This is a genomic window from Chitinophaga silvatica (assembly GCF_003419895.1).
In the GTDB taxonomy this organism is placed as follows: domain Bacteria; phylum Bacteroidota; class Bacteroidia; order Chitinophagales; family Chitinophagaceae; genus Chitinophaga; species Chitinophaga silvatica.
This window is the reverse complement of sequence record NZ_QPMM01000006.1, coordinates 506162-523021: the sequence shown is the minus strand read 5'-3', so window position 1 is coordinate 523021 and position 16860 is coordinate 506162. Positions and strand designations below refer to the sequence as shown.

Annotated in this window: 13 protein-coding genes; 7 read left to right on the top strand and 6 right to left on the bottom strand. The window is 41.1% G+C overall.

What is annotated here, in order from left to right:
- Positions 1-84: 84 nt before the first annotated feature.
- Positions 85-2481 carry an ABC transporter permease gene (locus DVR12_RS13310; protein ID WP_116976158.1) on the top strand — a complete coding sequence of 799 codons (2397 nt, stop codon included), beginning with the start codon at positions 85-87 and terminating at the stop codon, positions 2479-2481.
- 143 nt (positions 2482-2624) lie between these two features.
- On the opposite strand, the gene DVR12_RS13305 is transcribed toward DVR12_RS13310, so the two are convergent.
- From DVR12_RS13305 to dnaB, 3 genes are all read right to left on the bottom strand, one after another.
- The gene (locus DVR12_RS13305) at positions 2625-3338 is read right to left on the bottom strand and encodes an RsmE family RNA methyltransferase (protein ID WP_116976157.1); all 714 of its coding nucleotides are present in this window, start codon (positions 3336-3338) and stop codon (positions 2625-2627) included.
- A 16-nt stretch (positions 3339-3354) separates the two neighbouring features.
- Positions 3355-4698, bottom strand: coding sequence for an MATE family efflux transporter (locus DVR12_RS13300; protein WP_116976156.1), 1344 nt, complete (start codon positions 4696-4698; stop codon positions 3355-3357).
- 88 nt (positions 4699-4786) lie between these two features.
- Entirely contained in the window at positions 4787-6352 is a 1566-nt protein-coding gene (gene dnaB, locus DVR12_RS13295; RefSeq protein WP_116976155.1) for a replicative DNA helicase, read from the bottom strand.
- A 510-nt stretch (positions 6353-6862) separates the two neighbouring features.
- Between dnaB and pheT the strand changes: the two genes are divergently transcribed.
- From pheT to DVR12_RS13265, 6 genes are all read left to right on the top strand, one after another.
- Positions 6863-9292, top strand: coding sequence for a phenylalanine--tRNA ligase subunit beta (pheT, locus tag DVR12_RS13290; protein ID WP_116976154.1), 2430 nt, complete (start codon positions 6863-6865; stop codon positions 9290-9292).
- A 98-nt stretch (positions 9293-9390) separates the two neighbouring features.
- Positions 9391-9699 carry a hypothetical protein gene (locus DVR12_RS13285; RefSeq protein ID WP_116976153.1) on the top strand — a complete coding sequence of 103 codons (309 nt, stop codon included), beginning with the start codon at positions 9391-9393 and terminating at the stop codon, positions 9697-9699.
- A gap of 14 nt (positions 9700-9713) precedes the next feature.
- Positions 9714-10007: a cell division protein ZapA gene (locus DVR12_RS13280; protein WP_116976152.1), complete on the top strand. Its 294-nt coding sequence runs from the start codon at positions 9714-9716 to the stop codon at positions 10005-10007.
- Between the two features lie 172 nt (positions 10008-10179).
- Positions 10180-11745: a ribonuclease Y gene (gene rny / locus DVR12_RS13275; protein WP_116976151.1), complete on the top strand. Its 1566-nt coding sequence runs from the start codon at positions 10180-10182 to the stop codon at positions 11743-11745.
- Positions 11746-11860: 115 nt separating this feature from the next.
- Positions 11861-12475, top strand: a complete 615-nt coding sequence (locus tag DVR12_RS13270) for a 3-keto-disaccharide hydrolase (RefSeq protein WP_116976150.1) — start codon at positions 11861-11863, stop codon at positions 12473-12475.
- Between the two features lie 69 nt (positions 12476-12544).
- Positions 12545-13336: an SDR family oxidoreductase gene (locus DVR12_RS13265; protein WP_116976149.1), complete on the top strand. Its 792-nt coding sequence runs from the start codon at positions 12545-12547 to the stop codon at positions 13334-13336.
- A 385-nt stretch (positions 13337-13721) separates the two neighbouring features.
- On the opposite strand, the gene scpB is transcribed toward DVR12_RS13265, so the two are convergent.
- From scpB to DVR12_RS13250, 3 genes are all read right to left on the bottom strand, one after another.
- Complete coding sequence (gene scpB, locus DVR12_RS13260) at positions 13722-14951, bottom strand: SMC-Scp complex subunit ScpB (protein WP_116976148.1); 1230 nt, start codon at positions 14949-14951, stop codon at positions 13722-13724.
- A 120-nt stretch (positions 14952-15071) separates the two neighbouring features.
- Positions 15072-15956: an ATP synthase F1 subunit gamma gene (gene atpG, locus DVR12_RS13255; RefSeq protein WP_116976147.1), complete on the bottom strand. Its 885-nt coding sequence runs from the start codon at positions 15954-15956 to the stop codon at positions 15072-15074.
- Positions 15957-16125: 169 nt separating this feature from the next.
- Positions 16126-16707, bottom strand: coding sequence for a DJ-1/PfpI family protein (locus DVR12_RS13250; RefSeq protein WP_116976146.1), 582 nt, complete (start codon positions 16705-16707; stop codon positions 16126-16128).
- Positions 16708-16860 lie beyond the last annotated feature (153 nt).

The window sequence follows — 16860 nt, the reverse complement described above, 5'->3', positions numbered from 1 at the left end:
CAACCTAATTAATTAATAATAAACAAGTTACAATTTGGCATACGCATTGGAGTCTTCGGCCCATCATCCTATATTCAGCCAAATATGTTTAAAAATTATTTAAAAATTGCATTTCGCAATCTCACGCGTAATAAGATTTATTCTTTTATAAATATTGCAGGTCTTACTATTGGGCTTACCTGCGCTATGCTGATTATACTTTACATAAAGGATGATGCCAGCTTCGATCGTTTTCAAAATAATAAATCCAATATTTACAGGGTTGTTCTTAAATCTGCTTTTAAAGGAGAAGAACATCAAATGAGTAGTACCGGCTTGTTTCAAGGGCCACGTTTTGCACAGAATGTAAGCGGAATCAAAGGATTTGTACGCGTTCATGAAAGTAGTGCTGACTTTAAAAAGGGATCAGATGTCGAAAACCGACAATTCCTGTATGTAGATTCCAGTTTTTTATTTGTATTTACATTTCCGCTGATCGAAGGTGATGCCAAAACATGCTTAAGCAATCCGAATTCGATAGTACTTACCAAAGATGAAGCAATTAAACAATTTGGTACCGCAACAGCAGTTGGGAAAATTCTGACAATCAGGGAAGATGATGCATTTGTTCCATATCAGGTTACAGCGGTAACTGAGAATTGTCCGCAAAACTCAACTATTCAGTATAAAATGCTTATCCCTATCAAGGTAAGCGAGGAAGAAAATAAGAACAACGAAAACTGGTTTTCCTTCTATCTTAATACTTTCGTAGTGTTGGATGATCATGCCAATCCCGATTATGTTTCACTGCAAATGCAGAAATTTTTTGAAAAAGATGCAGGAGAAACTTCCAGAGCACTGGACGCCAGATTTGGGAGAAAGGACAGTCCGCTAACCACCTATTTTCTTCAACCATTTCTTGATATCCATCTGAGTAAAGATTTACCGGCAAAAAATGGATTGCAAAATGCAGGGAATCCAATTTATGCCTATATTCTTTCAGGAATTGCATTATTTGTTCTCCTGATCGCCAACATCAATTTCATAAACCTGACAGTTGCCCGTTCTGTTAAACGATCTAAAGAAATAGGGATTCGCAAAGTGATAGGCAGCGATAGGCGACAACTTATTGTACAATTTCTTGGAGAATCATTTATTTTATGTGCAATTGCCTTTATTCTGGCAATTCTTCTGGCGCAACTAATCCTTCCTTTATTCAATGAGCTGGCTAATAAAAAGTTGGCTATGAGTTACCTGTTCGATTTTAAATTAATAGCTGGTTATATCCTGCTATTCCTGTTTACCGGCTTGCTTGCCGGATTCTATCCTGCATTGATACTATCGGGCTATCAGCCAATTGATACACTGTATAGCAGGTTTACACTAAAAGGCAAAAATTATATGCAAAGGGGGCTTGTAATTTTGCAGTTTACCCTTGCATCTTTTTTAATCATTGGAACATTTACCATTTATTCCCAATTCAGCTTTCTGACAAAAGCGAAACTAGGGTATGACGATAACAATATTGTGGTAGTCAAAAAAGATAACATGACTCATGAAAAAGCTGCAATATTTAAACATGAGTTGCTTAACTATCCGGATATTGAGCAGGTAGCACCCAAAAACGGGGGCTTCTGGGGCACCTCAGCGAAGCTGGATAGTGATTCATCTATTAATTTTGCATGGGAAACTATAGATGAATCTTATATTCAAACCTTGAAAATCCCAATAGTAATGGGGAGGAATTTTTCTGAAAAATATCCTGGCGACTCCACCCATTCCATATTGGTTAATGAAAGCTTTGTAAAACAGGCAGGATGGACAAACCCAATTGGGAAGTCTGTAATTTTTAACTATAGAAATAATAAAACCTATGAGGTGGTTGGTGTCGTTAAAGATCACCATTTCACCTCGCTCAATGAAAAAATAAGGCCACAACTTTTTACAATGGCCAATAATAATCCTTATGGAACTTTCTATATCAAAATACGACCTAATACAGCTACCCGAAGCCTTAAATTTATAGAAGCCAAATTCAAACAATTTTTCCCTTTTACCCCTTATAGCTACGTTTTCAAAAACGAAGAGAATCTGAAAAATTACGAATCGGAGGCCCGATGGAAACAAATAATATTATTTGGAGCCATCCTTACCATTTCTATATCCTGTATAGGGTTATTCGGATTGTCTGTTCTTTCGGCAGAAAAGAGTTACAAAGCAATAGGGATACGCAAAGTATTAGGAGCATCCGTTCAAAATATCGCAACAGGATTGGCGTTGGAATTCGTGAAATTGGTGATTATTGCTTTAGTCATTGCATTTCCACTTGCATGGCTGGCCAGTAACAAATGGCTGGATAGTTATCCTTACAGAATCAGATTGGATTGGTCGATTTTTGCAGGAGCAGCAATTCTGGTATTACTAATTGCTATTGCCACTGTTAGCATTCAGGCAATTAAAGCTGCAACGGCAAATCCTGTCAAATGCCTCAGAAGTGAATAAGGGTCAGTATCTTCATAACAAATCCCGGCTGCCTTGTGTAGTCGGGATTTTTTTTAATTAGATTTTTAAAGACAATACTGTATAGTTTATCCCGAACAAACGCGGCAGTTTCTATTTTGCAGAAACTGCCGCTTGATGTTTCCTTATTTATTTAAAGTTGAAGCCATTAAAGTAACGGCTACCATACCTGCAGTTTCGGTACGAAGACGGGTATTACCCAGGGTAACAGGAATATATCCAGCCTGTAAAGCCATCTGAATTTCAGCTGCTGTGAAATCACCTTCAGGACCAATGAGAATAATAGCATCCTCCCCAGGTTTTATTGCTTCAACCAGTGATTGCTTTTGTTCCGGAAGACAGTGGGCAATGAATCGTTGAGCAGTTTTATTTGTTTTGATGATATGCTCAAACGATTGCGGTGCCTCGAGCACAGGCAGATAAAACTGCTGCGACTGAAGCATAGCAGATACAAGAATACTATTCAGTCTTTCGGGTTTTATCTTATCCTTTTCAGAACGATGACTTACTAAAGGGATAATGGTTTCTATCCCTATTTCGGTTGCTTTTTCGAGAAACCATTCAATTCTGCCGGCATTCTTTGTAAATGCGATAGCGATACTACGGGAAGGAGAAACAGCTGGTATGGTTTCCATTGCAGTAATGGAAACCATACAGCGTTTTCTGTTATCATCTGTAATCGTAGCAGTAAACTTATGACCCTTACCATCAGCCAATCCAACCTGATCGCCGGTTTCATGACGTAATACCTGAATACAATACTTAGAAGTATCTTCATTCATGGTGTATGTTTGTGAATCCGGCAAAATATCCGGAGCATAAAAAACCGATAATTCCATAAGGCGAAAGTACGAATTACAATAGTTTCTTAGTTTTAAAATGGAATCGGAAGAATAACAATACAGATGCTATCAGAAGACCTAATAGTAAGGCCCACCAAACACCTTCCACTCCATATCCGAGTTTAATTCCTAATAAATAACCTAAAGGAATACCAAATACCCAGTATGCGAAAAGGGTTATAACAGTAGGTACTTTAACATCACCCAATCCTCTTAAAATGCCTAATCCAACTACCTGAGTTCCATCGAATAACTGGAAGAAAGCAGCAATGATTAATAATTTGCTGGCAATATGGATTACCTGAGGGTCCTGAATATAAAGACCAGGTAGCCAGTTTTTACCAACAATGAAAAAGAGGGCAGCAAAGCTCATTAAAACCAATACCATGTGGTAGCTGGCGATAGCTGAAAACCGGAGTTCCTTAAAGTCTTTCTTTCCGAAATTGTTACCACTTTTAATCCCTGCGGCAGCAGAAATACCACTGGCCATCATATAGGTCATAGCAGCAAGGCTTAAAGCAATCTGGTGAGCAGCCAGATCGGCGGCCCCCATCCAGCCTACCATAACAGCGGCACCGCTAAATGCACTAACTTCAAAAATATACTGGAAGGCCACAGGAGTACCGATTCCTAAAATCTTTTTAAAGTTTGCAGCCTTTAAATTTGCAAACCCAAAAGTTTGCAGATAAGGCTTAAAACGCGGTGCTTTCAGTACATAGAAGGCCATAGTAATACCCATCAGCAAACGGTCTGTAAACGTAGCAATCCCCACTCCAATAACGCCTAGTCGGGGAAGTCCAAAGAAGCCGTATACCAGGGTGATACCCAGGATAATGTTAATAACATTACCAACAATGCTGATATTCATTGCCTGTCGGGTAAAGCCCAATCCTTCTGCAAACTGTTTAAAAGACAAAAACAGCATGAGTGGAATAAACGATAGCCCCAGAAATTGCAGAAAAGGTTTGGCTTGCAGAGCTACATCCCCTTCCTGATGTAATAAATTCAGATGTCCGCTACCTATAATAATGAAAGTGGAGAGCAAAATACCCACGATCATATTAATGATAAGGCTATGGCTTAGTAAGTGACCAATAGCTAATTTATTGCCACGTCCATTTTCCTGAGCAATAAGAGGAGTTAAGCCATAAGACATACCGATACCGGTAACCATAAAGATGGAGAACAGGGAGTTGCCCAGCGATACAGCGGCTAAGGGCACCTTACCGGTATGACCGATAATAATACTATCTGATAATGCCACCATAGTATGGCCCAGTTGGGATATTACAACGGGATAGGCTAAACGGAAATTATCTTTGTAATGATGTTGATACTTAATTAATAATTGTTTCATTGAACTAGTCTGTTGATATATAATTGACGCTAATAAAAAAAGCCGCCTCTACGGGGGTAGAGACGGCTTTTAGCAAAAACTTTATTTACTAAAATGGAGCATCTTCATACCCATCATCGAAATTCGGATCATTCATCTTGGAGCCCTTCTGGATGTATAGCTTCGCCTCTTCATGACCGCCACCACCTTGCTGCGGACGCATACCAGCGAAAGGATTACCACCACCACCTGGGTTTTCCAGGCTACCATCATCTTCGAAACGTTGATATTCCAGTACGGCTCTCAGCTTGATGGTATCTAATTGTCCATTACGGTGTTTGGCTATACGAACGTGGGTTTCACCTTTATTGGATTCGCCCATTTCATTGGTATTGATTTCATAATATTCGGGGCGGTAGAGGAACATTACCATGTCGGCATCCTGCTCAATCGCACCGGATTCACGTAAGTCACTCAGCTGAGGCATCTTATTGCCGTCTTTACGTTTTTCCACATCACGGCTTAGCTGAGACAGGGCGATTACGGGAACCTGTAATTCTTTTGCGAGTCCTTTCAGATCCCGGGAAATTTTACTGATTTCCTGTTCGCGGTTTGTTCTGCCATCGCCACTACCGCTCATAAGTTGCAGGTAGTCGATGATGATTACCCCTACACCGTGGTTATGCACGAGTCGTCTACACTTGGCACGCAGTTCAAAGATATTGAGAGCGGGCGTATCGTCGATGAAGATGGGAGCTTTAGCCAGGCGTTCGATACCGTGGGTCATCAGCTTCTTCATTTCATATTCTTCGAGCTTACCTCTTGAAATCTTTTCCAGTTTGATTTCAGATTCGGCGGAGAGAATACGTTGAACGATCTGGCCGGAGGACATCTCCAGGGAAAATACGGCAGCACCTTTAGGAAATCTGGGGTGCAGGGCAGCATTTCTGGCGAGGTTCAGGGCGAAAGCGGTTTTACCCACAGACGGACGTGCAGCGATGATGATTAAGTCGGTAGATTGCCATCCGTAGGTTACCTTATCCAGAGAAGGGAAACCAGAAGGCACTCCGGTAATATCATCGCCTTTATTTCTAAGATCTTCGATACGCTTCATGGTATTAACCAAAACGCGGTCGATAGAATCATAATTTTTTCGAAGGTGGTTATTGGTTACTTCAAAAAGTTTGGATTCAGCACTGTCGAGCAGGTCAAATACATCGGCAGTATCCTCATACGATTCGGAGAGGATTTCGCCGGAGATTCTGATAAGCTCTCTTTGGATGAATTTCTGAAGAATGATACGGGCATGGGCTTCAATATTGGCGGACGAAACCACCATATTTGTAAGCTTCATAACAGAAAACGGGCCTCCGATCTGATCGAGAGATCCCATACTTTTCAATTCTTCAGTAACGGTAAGAATATCTACTGGCGAAGATTTGGCCGCCAGTTTGGTCATTGCGTTAAAGATAATCTGGTGAGCCTCCACATAGAAGCATTCAGCTTTTAATATTTCTATAACGGTATCGAAAGCGCCTTTCTCGAGCATAACAGCTCCGAGAACGGCTTCTTCAAGTTCTTTCGCCTGTGGTGGTATCTTGCCATACACCAGGGATGACACATCAATGGATGGTTTTCTCCGCAGATTGCGGTCCTTCTTAAGATTGAGATCCATTTATGGTTAGACTGTTATAAAAAGTTAATAAAAGGTTACTGTCAATGGGCCTTTCCAGTTGATTTTACAATTGATATATGCATTTTCCCGCATTCATCAGGGGTGGCGCTACTTTAAGAAATTGTAAACTTTTACAAGCCGTAAAAACTAAGGTAAAGGCATTTTTTTAATTAACCTTATTCCTTTCCTTATTAAATTTATTAAGCGTCACGCACAGGTTATCCACAAGCAAAATGTCAGTTTTCCACTGACAAGACTCAGGTTATCCACGTATCAACCGGTAATCCCCAGGCAAAGGTCCGATTATTCACACATATTGTGCAAAAAGATTTTCCACATAATGCTCGGAAATATCATTTGGCGGAAAAAACAACAACCCAAATCGACGGAATGTTGTGTGAACGGTCAAAAATTTATCGCCCTGTTTTCCTCCATTTTTCTGAACTTCTTCTACGGGAAAGTCTCCATATTTCTTAACTTTACGCCACTTATAATAAACCGATCAGACAAATGACGATTTCATACAACTGGCTATGTGATTATTTACCGGTAAAGCCTACGCCGGAGGAACTATCTACTATTTTGACCCGTATTGGACTAGAGGTAGAAAGCCTGGAAAAATTTGAAGCTGTAAAGGGCAGTCTGGCTGGTTTGGTAATCGGTGAAGTACTGACGGCAGAAAAACACCCAAATGCCGATAAACTAAGACTAACCACTGTTAACATCGGCGCTGGCGAACCCCTGAACATCGTTTGCGGTGCTCCCAATGTGGCTGTTGGGCAAAAAGTAGTGGTAGCTCCGATTGGTACCACCATTTACCCGATTTCCGGCGAGCCATTGACAATGAAAAAAGCTAAAATCCGTGGCGAAGAAAGCCAGGGAATGATCTGTGCTGAGGATGAAGTGGGAATAGGAAACAGTCATGATGGCATCATGGTATTAGATCCTTCTCTGCAGCCAGGTACACCTGCCATTGATGTATTTAAACCTGCACAGGATTTTATATTCGAAATCGGCCTTACTCCCAACAGAATGGATGCAATGAGCCATCTGGGAGTAGCTAAAGACGTATGTGCTTTTCTCAACAACATAGAAAATACTCATAAATACCAGGTTAAGTTACCTGAAATCAAAGCCCTGCCTAAAGCAGCTACCCCTTTGCCTATCAGTGTAACCATCGAAAATACCGATGCCTGCCCACGATATAGCGGTCTTTCCATCACCGGTGTTCAGGTAGCTCCTTCCCCCGAATGGTTAAAGGAAAAGCTTTCTGCTATTGGGGTAAGACCTATTAACAATATAGTGGATATCACTAATTTCATCCTGCATGAAACCGGCCAGCCATTACATGCTTTCGATGCCAAAGCGGTTAAGGGAAATGCTGTTGTAGTAAAAAATCTGCCACAGGATACCCTTTTCACTACCCTCGATGGTAAAGAGCGGAAACTGGATGCCAGCGATCTTATGATCTGCAACGGTGCCGGAGAAGGAATGTGTATAGCCGGGGTATTTGGAGGCCTTCATTCTGGCGTTACCGACACTACTCAGGAAATTTTCCTGGAAAGTGCATTTTTCAGTCCGGGTGGCATCCGTACTACTTCTTTCCGTCATGGTTTGCGCACCGATGCGGCAACCAGGTTCGAGAAAGGGGTGGATATCTCCAATGTGGTTTTTGCCCTGCAAAGAGCAGCCGATCTGATTTGTGAATTAGGTGGAGGAAAAGTAGCTTCAGAAATCGTGGACGTTTACCCGGTTGTGAAGCATAAAACCCATGTTACCGTTACGTATAGCTATATCCGCAGATTGAGCGGAGGTGATTATTCTGCAGATAAAGTCAAAAATATTCTCCGTAGCCTGGGATTTGATATTATTTCTGAAAAAGAGGATACCCTGGAGGTAACCGTACCTTTCAGTAAACCAGATATCAGCCTGCCTGCTGATATTGTGGAAGAAGTAATGAGAATAGACGGATTGGATAATATCGTTATTCCTTCTAAAGTCACTGTTTCTCCGGCCCTTTCTGCACAACCAGATCCGGAACTGATCAAGGAGAAAATCGCCGATTACCTGGCATCAAATGGTTTCAATGAAATTTTCACCAATTCCATTACCAATAGCAAGTACTATACTCCTGAAGTATTGGAAAGTACAGTGAAAATGATGAATAGCCTGACGGTGGATCTGGATATTCTCCGCCCGTCTATGCTGGAAACAGGTTTGGAAAGTATTGCGCATAATCTTAACCGGAAAAACGAGAACCTTTTGTTCTTCGAATTCGGTAAAACATATAGTGTTCTGGAAAAGGGTTATGGTGAATTTAATCACCTGGCATTATACCTGACCGGAACCAAAACTTCAGAAACCTGGATGCATAAATCCAGTAATGTTGATTTCTACTTCCTGAAAGGATACGTTATCAATGTGCTTCGTCAACTTGGTTATCAACAACTTAGCTGGGCAGAAGGCAATAACGGCGATTTACAGTCGGCCTGGGAGATTAAGGTTAAAAATCAGACGGTAGTCACTTTAGGAGGGGTAAAAGCTGGTAAATTGAAGCAGTTTGATATTAAGCAACCGGTATGGTTTGCGGTATTCGACTGGGATAAGATCCTGAAACTGCTGAAGAAAACTGATAGCTTCTACAAAGAAATCCCACGTTTCCCTGCTGTGCGTCGTGATTTGGCGTTGGTATTGGATAAACAGGTGAATTTCGCGGCTGTGGAAGCAGCTGTAAGAGGGGTTAAATCGCCGCTTTTACAGGATATCAACCTTTTTGATGTTTTCGAAAGTGAGAAACTGGGGGCCAATAAAAAATCATATGCTGTGAGCTTCACGTTCCTGGATCCTCAAAAAACACTTACAGATAAGGAGATAGATGGGGTGATGGAGAAGCTGATTAAGGTATTTGAAACACAATTAAAGGCTGAAATCCGCAAATAGGACCCAGAGGAATCACGGACGAAGAATTATATGCCTATAATTCAGTAATTTACAATTCATTAGTTAAAAACGTCGGTTGTAATCCGTAATTTCATAACATGGCACTTGAGCAATACATTCAACGCATCGAAGAGAAGTTGCATTTGCTGGTCAAAAAAATTCAGCAGGTGCAGGCGGAGAATGTAATGCTCAGGGAAGAAGTAACAGTGCAACAACAGGCATTACACCAGCAGCAGCAATCTATAGAGCATCTGGAAGAGAAGCTACATCTGATGAAAATAGCAGCATCAACCCAGAATAGCCCAAATGTTAGTTCAGAAGATGATGCCTTCAGGAAAGAAGTACGAGGAAAGATCAACGAGTATATTAAAGAAATTGATCGTTGTATTGCCTTACTGAATGGCTAATAAAATCGAGCAAGATGGATACACTTATTCCAGTTAATATCGTCGTATCGGATAGGTCTTACCGGATTAAAATTAAACCGGAAGAAGAGGAGGAAGTACGTCGTATTATGAAAGAAGTGAATGAGAAAATTGTTGATTTTAAGACTTCTTATGCAGGAAAAGACCTGCAAGACTATATTGCTATGGCCCTGATTATGTACGCTACCCATCCTGTAACCAGCGGAGGAAAAGCGCAGGCGAGCACTACGCCTTTTTTGCTTGAAAAGCTGGAAAAATTGGAAGAAATTATCAACCAGGCATTGGGTTGATTCACGTTACCCATTGCTAAACAAGTAATTAGCTAAAAGGTTAATTATCACGTACCAAAGACGCTTTAACTGCTATTTTTTTGTATTTTCGCGGGTCAGTTCTCGCCCCTGTTGTGTTTTAGCAGCAACTTGGGTATGAGGATTCTACATAAATCAAGATTAAATAATTCATATGGATGTTACACTAATAACAACAATAGCTGCGATATTGGCATTGATCATTGGGATATTGCTAGGAAAGGTGATCTTCGCCAAAAGCACTCAGCATAAAATAGATGAAGCAGAACAACAGGCAAAAAAGATTGTAGCAGATGCACAGATAAGTGCCGAAAACCTGAAGAAAGATAAGTTACTGGAAGCCAAAGAGAAATACCTTCAATTGAAAAGTGAGTATGAAAAGGAAGTATTGACAAGGAACCAGAAATTAAGTGAATCTGAAAACAGGATCAAACAAAAAGAACAATCTCTCAATCAGAAAAACGAGCAGGTACAAAAACAAATTAATGAGAATGATGCGATAAAAGAAACCTTAAACCGCCAGATGGAATTAGTAACCATCAAACGTGGTGAATTGGAAAAGCATCAGGAAGAACATATCCGCCGGCTCGAGAAAGTAGCAGGTTTAACTGCCGAAGAAGCCAAACACCAATTGGTAGAAAGTCTGAAAGAAGAAGCCCGTTCACAGGCCCTTTCGCATATTCAGGAAATCATTGAAGATGCTAAGCTGAAAGCCAATAAGGAAGCTAAGAAAATCATCATCCAATCTATTCAGCGTACCGCTGCTGAGCAAACAATAGAAAACACCATCACTGTATTTACGCTGGAAAGTGATGAGATCAAGGGTCAGATTATTGGTCGTGAAGGCCGTAATATTCGTGCAATCGAAGCAGCAACGGGTGTTGACCTGATTGTAGACGATACCCCTGAAGCTATCGTGCTTTCATCTTTTGATCCATTACGTCGTGAAATTGCACGTTTATCGCTGCAACGCCTCGTACAGGATGGCCGTATTCACCCTGCCCGTATTGAGGAAGTGGTAGAAAAGACCAAGAAACAACTGGAAGAGCAGGTAATGGATATCGGAGAAAGAACTGTGATAGAATTAGGTATCCACGGCTTGCATAAAGAACTGATCAGATTAGTAGGTAAGATGCGTTTCCGCTCTTCCTATGGTCAGAACCTGTTGATGCACTCTAAAGAAACCGCAAACCTTTGTGGTGTAATGGCTGCCGAACTGGGATTGAATCCTAAACTGGCTAAACGTGCCGGCTTATTGCACGATATAGGTAAAGTACCTGACGAAGAAACAGAATTGAGCCACGCCCTTTTAGGTGCTAAACTGGCTGAAAAATATGGTGAACACGCAGCCGTTGTAAATGCAATCGGAGCGCACCACGATGAGATGGAAATGCAGTATGTAATTTCTCCGATCGTACAGGCTTGTGACGCTATCAGCGGTGCCCGCCCTGGTGCGCGCAGAGAGATTATGCAAAGCTATCTGCAAAGAATTAAAGACCTGGAAAACCTTGCGCTTGCTCACGAAGGTGTGGAAAAAGCATACGCAATCCAGGCAGGTAGAGAATTACGTATTATCGTAGAAAGTGACAAAGTATCTGATAATGATGCAGATCGTTTGTCATTTGAAATCGCCAACAAAATTCAAACTGAAATGCAGTATCCTGGTCAGATTAAAGTAACAGTTATTCGCGAGAAAAGAGCTGTAAACATTGCCAGGTAATTTTTGGATTTAGAAATCCAGGAATTTGATATTATATTGGGTCCTCTGGCTTAAAGCCGGAGGACTTTTTTTTACCGCGTAAATAACATCCACAATCAATAAATCTAACAGTGTTATGAAAAAAAACTTTTTCAAATTTTTGCTGGGAGCAGCTATCCTGTTAAGCTCAGGTTCTGTATTCGCACAAAAGGCACAATCATTATTCAATGGTAAAAACCTGAATGGCTGGAAAATCTATGGTACTGAAAAATGGTATGTAGAAAAAGGTGAACTGATCTGCGAAAGTGGCCCGGATAAAGAATATGGCTACCTGGGAACCGATAATCAATATAAAGATTTTGAATTGACCCTTCAGTTTAAACAGGATGCAGATGGTAATAGTGGTGTATTCTTCCACTCTTCCATCGAAGGTACTAAAATTGCAGGCTGGCAGGCGGAAGTAGCTCCTCCGGGCTTACATACCGGCGGTATCTATGAGTCTTATGGCCGTGGATGGTTGATTCAACCTGAAAAAGAAAAAGAACAATATCTGAAAATGGGCGAATGGAATACCATGAAAATCAGAGTACAGGGAGATCAGGTAACTACCTGGCTTAATGGACATGAAATGATTACCCTGAAAGATGATAAGATTGGATCAGTATCCGGACAAATCGCCTTACAGATTCACTCAGGCGGTGGTATTAAAGTAAGATGGAAAAACATCAAACTAACTCCACTAAAATCATAATTGCACTTAATAGCATAATATTACAAAGCGGCAGATTTGCCGCTTTCTTTTTTTACAATACTCAATTTTATGCAGCAGTATAAAGACAAAGTAGTATTGATTACCGGTGGTAATTCAGGAATAGGCAAGGAGCTGGCGCTATTACTGGCCAGGCAACAGGCTAAACTAATACTGGTAGCCAGGAATATCCCTGCCCTGGAAGCAGCCAGAAATGAATGTCGCTTGTATACCCCCAACTGTGAAGTAATTCAGGCAGATGTAACCGATGAAATACAGGTAAAAGAAGCTGCAGAACGTGCTGTTAATATTTTTGGAAGAATAGATGTTTTGGTAAATAATGCCGGAGTTACACAGCGATCAAAACTCATTGATACTTCCGTTGCAGCCATCAGGCAACTCATGGAAATTAACTTCTTCGGTGCTGTGATATTTACCAAAGCCCTGTTACCTCATTTTAAGGAGCAGCAGCAAGGACAAATCATCGTTATCAGCAGTATGGCCGGATTAATGGGCTACCCCTGGAGATCGGGCTATAATGCAGCCAAACATGCATTGCAGGGATACTTCGAAACACTACAGACAGAACAACCTATACCTCAGCTTTATACTACAATTATTTGTCCGGGCAGGATTCATACCCCTATCACCTATGCAGCCATAACCGGCGATGGTAGTCCGTATGGTAAAATGGACCCACATCAGGAGAAAGGCTTATCCGTACATTATTGTGCCAGGGAAATTTTAAAGGCAATGGCTAAACGCAAAAAAGTGGTATTGATAGCCCGGGAAGAGAAATTGCTTTATTGGATAAAGAAGTGGTGCCGACCGTTATTTTATTGGATTGCCAGGAAAGGGAATTGATTAGGTGATATCCTTTATCAAGGAAATAGGTTTTGAGTTTATTGACTTTATGTGGTTGATAAATTTCCTTTACCGTAGGTAGGGCGGGGGCAAGCCCCGCCCCTACAAAGTTTCATCAAATTACAGTTTCTATATTGTAGAATTATTCCCTTACAGAATTGAAATTAGTAGATTGACATTTAACATGAAATTTAACTACCAGACGGAAATATGACTTTGCTGAAACCCTGTAGGGGCGGGGCTTGCCCCCGCCCTACCCACGGTCAAAGAAACCAATTCATTAAATGAGATTCAAGCATTGAAGTTTCCTTTCAACAAATACAATTTATCTACCTAATACAAACAAAAAGGATGCATCAAAGCAAAAATTGATGCATCCTTTTTGTTATTTATTTGCAGTATCTTCATTTCCTTTGTCCTCATCCTCATCCTCATCCTCATCCTCATCCTCATCCTCATCCTCATCCTCATCCTCATCCTCATCCTCATCCTCATCCTCATCCTCATCCTCATCCTCATCATCATCATCCTCATCCTCATCCTCATCTTCTTCTTCTTCATCTTCTTCTTCTTCTGAGCTTTCTGAGCCTTCCTCTTCTTCTGAGGCTTCAGAGTTTTCAGAATCCGCATTTTCTTCTTCAGACTCAGTATCCTCTTCTTCCTCTTCATCATAATCCAATCTATCTTCATCATCTTCCTGCGGTGGAGTGATTGCATCTTCGACCATATCGTCGGGATCTTCATCACCGGTAGGGTCTAATGGATCGATCGTATTTTCGGGAGTAGGAATATTTTCGGGATCGTAAGGATCTTCGGTAATTTCTTCTTCTGCTATTTCGTTGGCTTCCTCGATAATATCATCGAAGCGAATGATTTCATCATCTGGTTCTACTTCTTCATCTTCTGAGGCTAAGGCATCCTGATCGGCGATATGATCGAGCTGGTGATCCGGATCGAGGAGTTCACCATCTTCAGAAACCATTAGGGAATGGTGTTCTGGATGATTAGCACCGTTTGCACTGGCTGCATGCATTTCATCGCTGATGAGAGTAGGTTGAACGATTTCTTCGTCGAAGAGTTCTTTTAGTTTTGGTAAATCGGCCACTGAGGCGATTCCGAAATAATCCATGAAGGATCTGGAAACAGCGTACAGAAGGGGTTTACCGGGTTGGTCTTCGCTTCTGCCGGTAATAACAATCAGTTCTTTTTCCAGTAGTTTCTGAATGGAGTAATCGGTGCTTACGCCTCTGATATATTCTATTTCTCCTTTTGAAATTGGCTGTCGGTATGCGATGATAGCCAAAGTTTCCAGGGCAGCGGTAGAAAGTCTTTTCAGGAATTTATCGCCGTTGAGTTGTGCAACGGTCTGATAATATTCTTTTTTGGTAAGGAATTGATATCCACCGCCACTAACGCGGATTTCAAATGCATAGAATTCGGAGCTATACTTTTCCCTGATTGCTTCAATTGCAGTTTCGACCTGATCCGGGTTAGTTCGGTCTTCGAGAAATGCCAGGGCATTGTTCAGCAGATCTACAATTTCCTGCAAAGGCAAGGGCCTATCGGCGGCAAAAATTAATGCTTCCACATGCGGGATAATCTGAGATATTTCCATACTATAACAGAAAAGGTAGATTTACAAAAAAGGTCAAAGACCTAAAATACAGTCTTTGACCCTAATCTGAAAATATTTTCAGTTGTTGACTTAGTGTTAAAATAGCCTCTACAGCACTTATCAACCTGCTAATGCAGCAGCACCGCTAACGATTTCTGTCAACTCAGTGGTGATGGCTGCCTGACGGGCGCGGTTGTAAGATATCTTCAGGTTGCGGAGTAATTCGCTTGCATTCTCAGTTGCTTTATCCATGGCTGTCATACGAGCACCATGTTCGGAAGCGTGAGAGTCTAATATAGCTTTAAAGAACTGAGTATTCAGGATTTTAGGCATCAGTTCAGCAATCAGTGTATCCTTTTCAGGTTCGAAGATGAAGTCTGCTTTCAGGCCGCTTTTATCTTCGTTTTCCACTTTAGCGATTGGTAAGAACTGTTCTGTTACAAATACCTGAGTAGCTGCGTTTTTAAATTCGCTGTAAACGATATCAACAGCATCGTAGGTACCATTGATGAAACCATTCAGGGCGATAGCTGCAGCATCTTTCACATTATCGAAAGTAAGGCTGGAGAAAAGTTGCCAGAATTTATCGTTTACTTTATAGCCATTCTGCAGGAAATGCTCATAGCCTTTTTTACCGATAGGCAGAATTTCCACATTACCTTGTTCAAACTGATCCTGATACTTTTCGCGGATAAGGCGTTTAGCAGTTTTGATCAGGTTTGAGTTGAAGGCACCGCACAAACCTCTGTCAGAAGTAATTACTACAATCAATACTTTTTCAACCTGACGTTGAGCCGCTAAAGGTGTATCGATATTGCCTTCGCTGTTGGAAACAATATTCTGAAGCATCTCCTGCAACTTCACCGCATAAGGACGCATCAGCAAGATAGCATCCTGGGCGCGTCTTAATTTTGCCGCGCTCACCATTTTCATGGCTTTGGTAATCTGCTGACCAGATTGAATAGATTTGATTCGGTTTCGAACTTCTTTAAGCTGTCCGGACATATAATGAAAATCAATTACTAATTACGGATTATTGAACTAAATCCAAGGTCATACCCCTGAATTTGGCTGCAAAGGTAAGCAATGCTCATCTAATTTGGAAAATCCGTAGAGAGATAATTTGAATTTTCTTTTAACCACTAAATATCAATGAACTATTTATATAAATTATTTATAAACTAATAGTAGTACCTAAAACCTTTAAAAATGCTGCAATCCATTGAGGATGAGCAGGCCAGGCTGGAGCCGTCACCAATTTACCATCGGTAACTGCTTCTGTAACACTCACATCTACATAGGTGCCACCTGCAATAGTAACTTCGGGCCCTACAGCCGGATAAGCCGTGAGTTTTCTGCCTCTAACCACATCCGCAGCCGTAAGGATCTGGATACCATGACAAACAGCCGCTACCGGCTTATCTGCCTGGAAGAAATGTTTTACCAGTTCTATCACCTTTTGATTCAGCCTCAGATATTCTGGCGCCCTTCCTCCTGCAATCACCAACGCATCATAATCAGCCGCTTTAATCTCATTAAACGTGGCATTTAATACAAAGCCATGCCCCGGTTTTTCACTGTATGTCTGATCGCCCTCAAAATCATGAATCGCAGTTTTTACCTTTTCTCCGGCTTTCTTATCCGGACAAACTGCATGCACTTCATGACCGATCATCAGTAACATCTGAAATGGAACCATTGTTTCATAGTCTTCAGCAAAATCTCCTGTCAATAACAATATTTTCTTTTGTGCCATCATCTATAATTTTTGATCAGATTGAAGATAAGAATAGTATTTTGAGAATCCCAGGTTCTGGTAATGTCGTTATGTTAAGATTTCCTGAAAATCTTTCAAAATAATAGCCTTTTGATAAAATTTAATTTTATGCAATCGGTTGCTAAAGTCAAA

Excerpts from the sequence above, each read along its gene's own strand:
- DVR12_RS13270 (WP_116976150.1), top strand. The coding sequence starts at position 11,861 with ATGAAAAAAAACTTTTTCAAATTTTTGCTGGGAGCAGCTATCCTGTTA.
- DVR12_RS13280 (WP_116976152.1), top strand. The coding sequence starts at position 9,714 with ATGGATACACTTATTCCAGTTAATATCGTCGTATCGGATAGGTCTTAC.
- DVR12_RS13250 (WP_116976146.1), bottom strand. The coding sequence starts at position 16,707 with ATGGCACAAAAGAAAATATTGTTATTGACAGGAGATTTTGCTGAAGAC.
- rny (WP_116976151.1), top strand. The coding sequence starts at position 10,180 with ATGGATGTTACACTAATAACAACAATAGCTGCGATATTGGCATTGATC.
- DVR12_RS13305 (WP_116976157.1), bottom strand. The coding sequence starts at position 3,338 with ATGGAATTATCGGTTTTTTATGCTCCGGATATTTTGCCGGATTCACAA.
- DVR12_RS13300 (WP_116976156.1), bottom strand. The coding sequence starts at position 4,698 with ATGAAACAATTATTAATTAAGTATCAACATCATTACAAAGATAATTTC.
- DVR12_RS13285 (WP_116976153.1), top strand. The coding sequence starts at position 9,391 with ATGGCACTTGAGCAATACATTCAACGCATCGAAGAGAAGTTGCATTTG.
- scpB (WP_116976148.1), bottom strand. The coding sequence starts at position 14,951 with ATGGAAATATCTCAGATTATCCCGCATGTGGAAGCATTAATTTTTGCC.
- dnaB (WP_116976155.1), bottom strand. The coding sequence starts at position 6,352 with ATGGATCTCAATCTTAAGAAGGACCGCAATCTGCGGAGAAAACCATCC.
- pheT (WP_116976154.1), top strand. The coding sequence starts at position 6,863 with ATGACGATTTCATACAACTGGCTATGTGATTATTTACCGGTAAAGCCT.
- DVR12_RS13265 (WP_116976149.1), top strand. The coding sequence starts at position 12,545 with ATGCAGCAGTATAAAGACAAAGTAGTATTGATTACCGGTGGTAATTCA.
- DVR12_RS13310 (WP_116976158.1), top strand. The coding sequence starts at position 85 with ATGTTTAAAAATTATTTAAAAATTGCATTTCGCAATCTCACGCGTAAT.
- atpG (WP_116976147.1), bottom strand. The coding sequence starts at position 15,956 with ATGTCCGGACAGCTTAAAGAAGTTCGAAACCGAATCAAATCTATTCAA.